The sequence below is a fragment of the Mycobacterium sp. TH-M25 genome, from assembly GCF_057473665.1.
In genome coordinates, this window is sequence record NZ_JBYCLA010000596.1 from 1 (window position 1) to 4951 (window position 4951).

The following is a 4951-nucleotide window of genomic DNA, read 5'->3' on the forward strand; positions in this document are numbered from 1 at the left end:
CATAGGGTCCGCAAACTGGTTTGGCGGCAGCACGTGGTCGGACGCCCAGTCCGGACCTGGATTGCTGTGCTGGAGAGACGGCATCCTCCGGTGAAACGCACGACTAAGTTTGTCTTAGCAGCAGCGACGAGTATTGGCCAGCATGCCAGCCAACGCGTCCAAGACGTTGGGCACCAGGCGGTAGTAAGCCCACTTGCCACGCTGCTCACGGTCTAATAGCCCGGCGTCGACGAGGACCTTTAAGTGGTGGGAGACGGTCGGCTGGGACAGGCCCACCGGATCGGTCAGATCGCACACGCACGCTTCGGCGCCCTCATGCGCCGCGATTAGCGACACCAGCCGCAGCCGGGTCGGCTCGCCGAGCGCCTTGAGCACCCCAGCCAACCGCTCGGCGGCCGCAATATCGAGCAGCGCACCTGTGATTGGGCTGCAGCACGTCGCTAGGTCGGTGAGCAGCTGAGCGTTCGCCGGGGGCACAGTGCCTATCTTGCCATACGTATTGACAGACATCGATGGATAGGCCAGGCTATATCGCATCGATGATTGTCGATGTAAGGAGTGGCGGGATGACGGACAACGATCAGCTACGCGAGCAAGTGCGGGCTCGCTACGGCGCAGCGGCCAGGGCGGTGGCCGCGGGCACCCGTAACGGTGATGTGCTCACCGCCCAAAGTTGCTGCGGGTCGGACGGCCCGATCCAGGTCCATGACAGCTTCGGCGCCGCGCTCTACGGCGCTGGTGAACAGTCCGAAGTGCCAGCCGAGGCACTGGCGGCGAGCCTTGGTTGCGGCAATCCGCTTGCGGTGGCCGACCTACAACCGGGCGAACGCGTACTCGATCTGGGCTCCGGCGGCGGGATTGACGTTTTGCTCTCGGCCCGCCGGGTCGGCCCGAGAGGATTTGCTTACGGCGTTGATATGACTGATGAAATGCTCGCTCTTGCTGCGGCCAACAAGGCCAAAGCCGGTGTGACCAACGTCGAATTCCGCAAAGGCACCATCGAGGACATTCCGCTGCCCGACGCCAGCGTCGATGTGGTGGTTTCCAACTGTGTGATCAACCTGTCGGTGGACAAGCCCACTGTGCTCGCCGAGATGTTTCGCGTGCTGGTCCCCGGCGGACGGATCGGGATTTCTGACGTTGTTGCCGAAGACCATCTCACCCCGGCCGACCGAGCCGAGCGTGGCTCCTATTTTGGCTGCATCGCCGGAGCCCTGTCCATGCAGGAATACCTCGATGGGCTGGCTGCGGCCGGATTCGCCGATTCCTCAGTCTCTTTCACGCACCGGGTCGCCGACGGATTGCACGCCGCGATCATCCGCGCCACCAAGCCGGCGGCGAACAGCCCGACCTCTGGCGGCAGTGCTACGGAATTGGACAGACTATAAGTGTCGCGGCGACTGGACTTCGACAGCAAGGAGTTATGCCAGCTAGAAGGAAAAACGCTCTCCTGCACAGGTGCGCATCGAGGATGACCGGTCGCATTCACTTATCTCGCCGCAGCGCCGCCGCCCCAACGTGAACCGGACGCCCCCAAGACCCTCGAAGCGATCGACCCCGGAGTCGCCCGCGCGGGCGCAGCGGTAACCGCCCGTCGTGAAGAACTCAAGTTGGCACAACGCCATTTGGCCCGCAACGGAATTGTGAATGCGGGTGCGCTGATCGACTTTGAGAAGGGCCGACGCTGGCCACGCAGGGCGACCCTGGCCAACTCCGTGCGGGCCCCACTGATGGCCGAGGCCGTTGAAGTGGGGCTCACCACCATCAACAACGCAATCGAGTTGTTGCCTGCGGCGTCTGAGGCAGACTTCGGCCGCCGTGCTGCCAACATTCTCACGGATTTGCGGAAGCTGGAGACGGTCGCCGCTGGCGCGGCGCGCGCCCCCGGGGCCACGCTCGGGCAGCGACTGTATGCGGCCAGGCATCGCGCCGAGCTCACCGCCGCAGAAACCGCCAATGCGGCCGGCGTGTCGCCGTCGACGTGGTTATCGCCGCCGAAGCAGAGGTGCCACTTGACGGCGACACGGTGGCCGCGTTGTCGGCAGCGCTGACTTCGCATTCGCGACGCTAAAGGCGCTCAAGCAGGGCTCGAGCTGAAGTCAACTTTGCCTGTCGCCGCGACGGTCCAGCTCCGCATCGGCCACGGTAATCCTGCTCCATGGAGTCCTTGCCACCGCTAAGCGCATACGATGCCAAGATGCCCAACCCGGAAGATCTCGAAGCCCGCATCGCGGCCATGGAGGCGTCCCTGGCCGACGCGCTCGGAGTGATTAAGACTGTTGGAGCTACTCAAAGTGTGCTTGGTGACGCGCTGAGGGAGTTCATCACCCGGCTCGGCTCGGCCGAATCCATCGCCCAAAACACCAACCAGCGCATTAGTGCACTCGAAAAATCCGCCGCCGAGATCAAAGCGCTCCTCTTGAAGTCGCTTGACGGCTGACCACCACCTGACCCAAAGAGTTGTCAGGTTCCGAGTCCGATTGGCACAGCATAATTTTCGACGCCGTTTGGGTTTTCCGATATCGGCGGGATGTTGGGCGTTCCCACACCCCTGGGCCACCGATTCAGTGCGACCGCGGGACGTACATGATGATGCTGACTCCGAATAAGCAGACCAGCGCACCGATGACATCCCAGCGGTCGGGACGGAATCCATCGAAGGCCATCCCCCAGCCAAGCGAGCCAGCGACAAACACCCCGCCGTACGCGGCAAGAATCCTGCCGAAATGGGCGTCGGGTTGCATGGTGGCGACAAACCCGTAAGCACCCAGCGCAATAACACCGAGGCCAGCCCACAGCCAGCCACGATGCTCGCGCACACCTTGCCAGACCAGCCAGGCCCCACCGATTTCGAACAATGCTGCAACCACGAACAGAACAATTGACTTGGCAACGGTCATGACAGTTCACCGTTGCAGGAGCCGCCGGTGAGGTCCGCGACGATCTGCTGGGCATGTTCGGGAGCGGTGAGTGTCTCAGTGCCGCCTCGGTGCCTCACGCCGTCCAGCGAACTGGTAAGCGAGAGCGTTTTGTTATCGTGGAGAAAGGTGCAGTCGGGATCGCATCGGTGGTCACGATCAGGCAAGTCATCCAACCGCGATCGTGCGGCGACCAGTTGGTCGCGTAGCAGTTTCAGATCGGCGATGGCGGAATCGGCCTCGGCAATACGATCGTCGAGAGCGGGACGCAACTGGCCCTTGACCGAGCGGCAGGTGTCTGATTCCCACACGGCCAGTAGTTCGCCGATTGACGATAGCGACAACTTGAGACGTTTCGCCGCCTCGATGAACATTAGTCGCTGACGAGCATGCTCGTCGTATAGCCGGTAGCCCGCAGGTGTCCGTTCCGTAGCTGGCAGCAAACCAACATCCTCGTAGTACCGCAGTGTCGAGGCCGGCACCCCGCATTGCCGGGAAAATTCCGAAATACGCATCACCGTCACCCTTCGACGGTAAACCTTCGACCCGACCTAAAGGTCAACCATGATAGGTGGATTGCGGCGGAGTCGCCGGCCGCACGGCGGCCCGATCACCGCGCAGCAACCCGATGCTAGCTAGTTGTTCCGCTAAAGCACTTGCTGAATAATCGAATTCACGCCAGCTCAACGATATGCCGGGATGCTTGGTGCGCAGTGGCGGGACGCCAGCGGGCGCCTACCGGCGACAACCGGAGAATGCGATGGCAGGGATGCCGCCGTGCGTGGCGAAACAGATGCCCATTCGAGCTTCCTCCCGCACGATGACCCTGACACCTCCCTGGGCTTCTACCGCGACACCCTCGGCTTCGACGTGCGCCTTGACGTCTGACACGGCAAGATGCTGCTGGCCACCAAAGACCTCGACGGCACCTTCGAGCGAGTGCAGGCCGGCTCACAAAACAGCCAATCCGCATACAGCAGCTGCGCTAACGCTGGGAGGAACGGTGGGACAGATTGCCGACAGCCACGATCTGATCCGCGTGCACGGTGCGCGCGTGAACAACCTGAAAGATATCAGCGTCGAGATCCCGAAGCGCAGGCTGACGGTGTTCACCGGGGTATCCGGCTCAGGCAAGAGCTCGTTGGTGTTTGGCACCATCGCCGCGGAGTCACAGCGGCTGATCAACGCGACCTACAGCACCTTCGTGCAGGGCTTCATGCCGACCTTCGCACGACCCGACGTCGACGTACTGGATGGGCTGACGACGGCGATCATCGTCGACCAGGAGCGGATAGGTGCCGACCCCCGCTCCACAGTCGGCACCGCCACCGACGCCAATGCGATGCTACGCATCCTTTTTAGTCGACTCGGCAAGCCACACATCGGCTCTCCGCAAGCGTTCTCCTTCAACGTCGCATCGATAAGCGGAGCGGGCGCGGTCACCCTGAAACGGGGCGGCAGGACCGTCAAGGAGCGTCGCAGCTTCAGCATCACCGGCGGCATGTGTCCGCGCTGCGAAGGCCGGGGCTCGATCACCGACATCGATCGGTCTGCGCTGTACGACGACAGCAAATCGCTCAACGAGGGTGCGCTCACCGTCCCCGGCTACAGCATGGACGGCTGGTACGGCCGCATCTTCACCGGATGCGGCTTCTTCGATCCGGACAAGCCGATCCGCACGTTCACAAAAGGGGAGTTAAACGATCTCCTCTACAAGGAGCCGACCAGGATCAAGGTCGACGGCATCAACCTCACCTACGAGGGCCTGATCCCGAAAATGCAGAAGTCGTTTCTGTCCAAAGACATTGACGCGTTGCAGCCGCATATCCGCGCATTTGTGGAGCGAGCGGTGACCTTCATGACGTGCCCCGAGTGCGACGGCACCCGGCTCTCAGAGGCGGCCCGATCGTCGAAGATCAACAAGATCAACATCGCCGACGCCTGCGCGATGCAAATCAGCGACCTCACGGAATGGGTGACAGGGCTGGACAAACCTGGGGTCGCACCGCTGCTGGCGGCCTTACAACGCACCC

The 4951-nt window shown here is 62.5% G+C and carries 6 protein-coding genes and 2 pseudogenes; 5 read left to right on the forward strand and 3 right to left on the reverse strand.

What is annotated here, in order from left to right; all coding sequences use genetic code 11:
• Positions 1-114: 114 nt before the first annotated feature.
• Positions 115-510 carry an ArsR/SmtB family transcription factor gene (locus AC2VOU_RS19830; protein ID WP_047316136.1) on the reverse strand — a complete coding sequence of 132 codons (396 nt, stop codon included), beginning with the start codon at positions 508-510 and terminating at the stop codon, positions 115-117.
• Between the two features lie 56 nt (positions 511-566).
• On the opposite strand from AC2VOU_RS19830, the gene arsM reads away from it, so the two are divergent.
• The 3 genes from arsM (at position 567) to AC2VOU_RS19845 (ending at position 2440) form a co-directional block, all read left to right on the forward strand.
• Entirely contained in the window at positions 567-1388 is an 822-nt protein-coding gene (gene arsM, locus AC2VOU_RS19835; protein ID WP_486958901.1) for an arsenite methyltransferase, read from the forward strand.
• A 222-nt stretch (positions 1389-1610) separates the two neighbouring features.
• Entirely contained in the window at positions 1611-2051 is a 441-nt protein-coding gene (locus AC2VOU_RS19840; RefSeq protein ID WP_486958902.1) for a hypothetical protein, read from the forward strand.
• A gap of 146 nt (positions 2052-2197) precedes the next feature.
• Positions 2198-2440, forward strand: a complete 243-nt coding sequence (locus AC2VOU_RS19845; protein WP_156166553.1) for a hypothetical protein — start codon at positions 2198-2200, stop codon at positions 2438-2440.
• Positions 2441-2564: 124 nt separating this feature from the next.
• Here the strand turns inward: AC2VOU_RS19845 and AC2VOU_RS19850 are convergent, their stop codons facing one another.
• Positions 2565-2900: a YnfA family protein gene (locus AC2VOU_RS19850; RefSeq protein WP_054880028.1), complete on the reverse strand. Its 336-nt coding sequence runs from the start codon at positions 2898-2900 to the stop codon at positions 2565-2567.
• Positions 2897-3433, reverse strand: a complete 537-nt coding sequence (locus AC2VOU_RS19855) for a MerR family DNA-binding transcriptional regulator (protein ID WP_082129605.1) — start codon at positions 3431-3433, stop codon at positions 2897-2899. Before AC2VOU_RS19855 ends, AC2VOU_RS19850 begins: the two co-directional genes overlap by 4 nt.
• A 262-nt stretch (positions 3434-3695) precedes the next feature.
• Between AC2VOU_RS19855 and AC2VOU_RS19860 the strand changes: the two are divergent.
• Both AC2VOU_RS19860 and AC2VOU_RS19865 read left to right on the forward strand, forming a co-directional pair.
• Positions 3696-3803, forward strand: a pseudogene (locus AC2VOU_RS19860) (VOC family protein); the annotation flags it as partial.
• A gap of 118 nt (positions 3804-3921) precedes the next feature.
• A pseudogene (locus tag AC2VOU_RS19865) lies at positions 3922-4951 on the forward strand (excinuclease ABC subunit UvrA); the annotation flags it as partial.

Bases quoted from the DNA above. Each gene is read 5' to 3' on its own strand.
- AC2VOU_RS19830 (WP_047316136.1), bottom strand. From the start codon at position 510: ATGTCTGTCAATACGTATGGCAAGATAGGCACTGTGCCCCCGGCGAAC.
- arsM (WP_486958901.1), top strand. From the start codon at position 567: ATGACGGACAACGATCAGCTACGCGAGCAAGTGCGGGCTCGCTACGGC.
- AC2VOU_RS19845 (WP_156166553.1), top strand. From the start codon at position 2,198: ATGCCCAACCCGGAAGATCTCGAAGCCCGCATCGCGGCCATGGAGGCG.
- AC2VOU_RS19850 (WP_054880028.1), bottom strand. From the start codon at position 2,900: ATGACCGTTGCCAAGTCAATTGTTCTGTTCGTGGTTGCAGCATTGTTC.
- AC2VOU_RS19855 (WP_082129605.1), bottom strand. From the start codon at position 3,433: ATGCGTATTTCGGAATTTTCCCGGCAATGCGGGGTGCCGGCCTCGACA.